Origin of the sequence: Candidatus Erwinia dacicola, from assembly GCF_001756855.1 — a bacterium.
GTDB classification, from domain to species: domain Bacteria; phylum Pseudomonadota; class Gammaproteobacteria; order Enterobacterales; family Enterobacteriaceae; genus Erwinia; species Erwinia dacicola.
Genome location: NZ_MAYS01000464.1, coordinates 1 through 4,032, shown reverse-complemented (window position 1 = coordinate 4,032; position 4,032 = coordinate 1). Strand labels below are relative to the sequence as shown.

The window sequence follows — 4,032 nt, the reverse complement described above, 5'->3', positions numbered from 1 at the left end:
GATAACGCCCCTATGGAGCGGTTCTTCCGGAGCCTGAAGACCGAATGGGTGCCGACGAAGGGCTATAACAGCTTCAGCGAAGCCCAGGGCGCGATAATCCGCTATATAACGGGATATTACAGCGCTATCAGGCCCCACTGGTATAACGGCAGTCTGACGCCCAACGAATCTGAGCGGCTGTACTACTTACAGTCTAATGCTGTGGCCAGTATTAGTTGACCACTAGTCTTTGAAAGATAAGACCTTTCAATAACACGAAAGGCTAACTCATCAATAACTTTGCAACAGTGCCGTCAAACCTGCTCCTAACCAACCCCACCCGATAAGTTATCAAACTCACCTGATAATTAACCTAAAATTATTTCCACAGGCCTGATGGGGGATTACTCTGCGGGAGATATGCGGTTTTTTTAATCGATGTTGCAGTGTGATCGCCAAAAATATCTGAAAATGTCTGAAAATGTAGTGAAAAGCGCTGCAAAAGGCTTTTTATTGCCGCGTAAATCAGTAGGTGGTTGATGTTGCTTTTCTGTAAATATATTAACATGCAGGCGAAATCCTGCTACGCTGCCACTGCGAAGTTGGGCACAAGGGCACCTATACCCTACACACGGACTGTTTTCACTTTGCGGTGACTTAGGTAGCCCGGGACGCCAAATACAATGAGAGTGAGGAGAACGTCGTGCTAGAAGAATACCGTAAGCACGTTGCCGAGCGAGCTGCTCAAGGGATTGTTCCTAAACCGTTAGATGCTTCCCAAATGGCCGCGCTGGTTGAACTGCTAAAAGCACCTCCAGCGGGTGAAAAAGAGTTTCTGTTAGACCTGTTAATTAACCGAGTGCCGCCGGGCGTAGATGAAGCAGCGTATGTCAAAGCCGGGTTCTTGGCTGCTGTCGCGAAAGGTAAAGCGACTTCTCCTCTGGTTACTCCTGAAGAGGCCATTAAGCTGCTGGGCACCATGCAGGGCGGTTATAACATCCATGCGCTGATCGATGCGCTTGACGATGATAAGCTGGCGCCAATTACTGCTGAAGCCCTGTCCCAGACGCTGCTGATGTTTGACAACTTCTATGATGTTAAAGAAAAGTCCAAAACGGGCAATCCTCACGCGAAGAAAATTATTCAGTCTTGGGCTGACGCCGAGTGGTTCCTGAAGCGTCCGAAATTGGCAGAAAAAATCACCGTAACCGTGTTTAAAGTGACCGGCGAAACCAATACCGACGACCTGTCTCCGGCGCCGGATGCTTGGTCTCGCCCGGATATTCCACTACACGCGTTAGCGATGTTGAAAAACGCCCGTGAAGGCATCGAACCCGATGATGCGGGTAACGTTGGCCCGATCAAACAGATCGAAGCCCTACAGCAAAAAGGCTTCCCGCTGACTTACGTGGGTGACGTGGTCGGTACCGGTTCTTCACGTAAATCCGCCACCAACTCGGTGCTGTGGTTTATGGGTGACGATATCCCTTACGTGCCAAACAAAAAGGGCGGCGGCGTCTGCCTCGGCGGTAAAATCGCGCCGATCTTCTTCAACACCATGGAAGATGCCGGCGCACTGCCGATCGAAGTGGACGTTAATCGTCTGAATATGGGCGATGTGATCGACATCTATCCTTACAAAGGCGAAGTGCGCAATCACGAAACCGATGAAGTGCTGGCTAATTTCGAACTGAAAACCAACGTGCTGCTGGATGAAGTGCGCGCGGGTGGTCGTATTCCACTGATTATTGGTCGTGGCCTGACTACCAAAGCTCGCGAATCTCTCGGTCTGCCGCACAGCGACGTGTTTGAGCAGGCGAAAGACGTGGCCGCCAGCACACGTGGCTTCTCACTGGCACAGAAAATGGTTGGTCGCGCCTGTGGCGTTGACGGCGTGCGCCCTAGCGCATACTGCGAACCGAAAATGACCTCGGTTGGCTCGCAGGACACAACAGGTCCAATGACCCGTGATGAACTGAAAGATCTCGCCTGTCTTGGATTCTCTGCAGACTTGGTGATGCAGTCCTTCTGCCACACCGCGGCCTATCCTAAGCCGGTGGACGTGACCACGCACCATACCCTGCCTGACTTCATTATGAACCGTGGCGGTGTATCGCTGCGTCCGGGGGACGGCATTATCCACAGTTGGCTGAACCGTATGCTGCTGCCGGATACCGTCGGTACCGGTGGTGACTCGCACACTCGTTTCCCGATCGGAATCTCCTTCCCGGCGGGTTCTGGTCTGGTGGCGTTTGCCGCGGCGACCGGCGTTATGCCGCTGGATATGCCAGAGTCCGTGCTGGCGCGCTTTAAAGGCAAAATACAGCCGGGCATCACCCTGCGCGATCTAGTACACGCGATCCCGCTGTACGCGATCAAAGCGGGCTTGCTGACCGTGGAGAAGAAAGGCAAGAAAAACATCTTCTCGGGCCGTATCCTCGAAATTGAAGGTCTGCCTGACCTGAAAGTTGAGCAGGCGTTTGAGCTGTCCGATGCTTCTGCAGAGCGTTCTGCGGCGGGCTGTAGCATCAAGCTGGGCAAAGACCCGATCATAGAGTATCTCAACTCGAACATCGTGCTGCTGAAGTGGATGATCTCTGAAGGTTACGGCGATCGTCGTACCATCGAGCGCCGTATCCAGAGCATGGAGAAATGGCTGGCGAATCCACAGCTGATGGAAGGCGACGCTGACGCGGAATACGCGGCGGTGATCGAGATCGATCTGGCCGACATCAAAGAGCCAATCCTCTGTGCGCCAAACGACCCGGATGATGCGCGCCTGCTGTCCGACGTGCAGGGCACCAAGATTGACGAAGTGTTTCTTGGCTCCTGCATGACCAACATCGGTCACTTCCGTGCGGCTGGTAAGCTTCTGGATGCGCACAAAGGCCAGCTGCCAACCCGTCTGTGGGTGGCTCCGCCAACCAAGATGGATGCGGCGCAGCTGACCGAAGAGGGCTACTACAGCGTGTTCGGTAAGAGTGGCGCGCGCATCGAGATTCCGGGCTGTTCACTGTGCATGGGTAACCAAGCGCGTGTGGCAGATGGTGCAACGGTGGTGTCGACCTCCACGCGTAACTTCCCGAACCGGATCGGTACCGGAGCCAATGTGTTCCTAGCATCTGCCGAGCTGTCTGCAGTTGCTTCTCTGCTGGGCAAACTGCCAACGCCGGAAGAATACTTGGAGTTCATGGACCAGGTGGATAAAACTGCCGTGGATACCTACCGTTACCTGAATTTTGACCAGCTGAGCCAGTATACCGACAAAGCTAACGGCGTGATTTTCCAGACTGCGGTTTAATCTTCAGTCAGCGCTGACAAACCGGGCCTCGTGCCCGGTTTTTTATGCCTGGCGTAAAAGCGCTGCTTTTGTGCAGACGGGCTGGGATAATGCGCGCTAATATTAGACGTTAACTACCTTGGTCGGTACGCGTCAACTACTCTGGCCGCCTTAGTTCTACTATTTAACTGATTGTTGTATTGCTGCTTTTGATGTTTTCTCTCTGTAGCTCTCTCCTGTTACCTCGAAGATATATCCATGGTGGATCAGCCTGTCTGCCGCAGCCACCGCCATTGTTTCGTCCACGAAGATGCTCCCCCACGTGCTGAACGGATGGTTGCTCGTGATGATCAGGCTCCCTCTTACGTACCGGTGCGCGATAGGTTCGAACAGTACACCCGTTTCCGCATTGTCCCGTTTGACATAGCCTAGGTGGCACTGTTGCAAAGATCTGGCGATGGTAAACTTGATGCTACTGTTTAGTTGAAGGAGCAGCACATGAACCCATTTAAAGGTCGACATTTTGAGCATCATATTATCCTGTAGACCGTCTGCTGATACTGCAAATATGGCATCAGTTATCGTGAGCTGCAGGAGATGCTGGCTGAGCGAGGGGTAAATGTCGATCACACCACGATTTATCGATGGGTTCAGCGTTCTGCACCTGAAATGGAAAAGCGGCGGCGCTGGTACTGGCGTCAACCTTCCGGTTTTGGCTCATGGCATCTCGATGAAACCTACGTGAAGGTCAACGGACGCTGGGCTTATCTGTA

At 53.1% G+C, this 4,032-nt stretch carries 2 protein-coding genes and 2 pseudogenes; 3 read left to right on the top strand and 1 reads right to left on the bottom strand.

The annotated features are described in order from the left end of the window. A partial coding sequence (locus BBW68_RS12380) for an integrase core domain-containing protein (RefSeq protein ID WP_148127662.1) occupies positions 1–219 on the top strand: 219 nt, incomplete at its 5' end. 463 nt (positions 220–682) lie between these two features. Continuing rightward, on the top strand, positions 683–3,280 hold the full coding sequence (gene acnB, locus BBW68_RS12375; RefSeq protein ID WP_070135598.1) for a bifunctional aconitate hydratase 2/2-methylisocitrate dehydratase: 2,598 nt from the start codon (positions 683–685) through the stop codon (positions 3,278–3,280). A 159-nt stretch (positions 3,281–3,439) separates the two neighbouring features. Here acnB and BBW68_RS12370 read toward each other — a convergent pair. Beyond that, positions 3,440–3,691 (bottom strand): annotated as a pseudogene (locus BBW68_RS12370) (ATP-binding protein); the annotation flags it as partial. Positions 3,692–3,757: 66 nt separating this feature from the next. On the opposite strand from BBW68_RS12370, the pseudogene BBW68_RS12365 reads away from it, so the two are divergent. Further along, positions 3,758–4,032, top strand: a pseudogene (locus BBW68_RS12365) (IS6 family transposase); the annotation flags it as partial.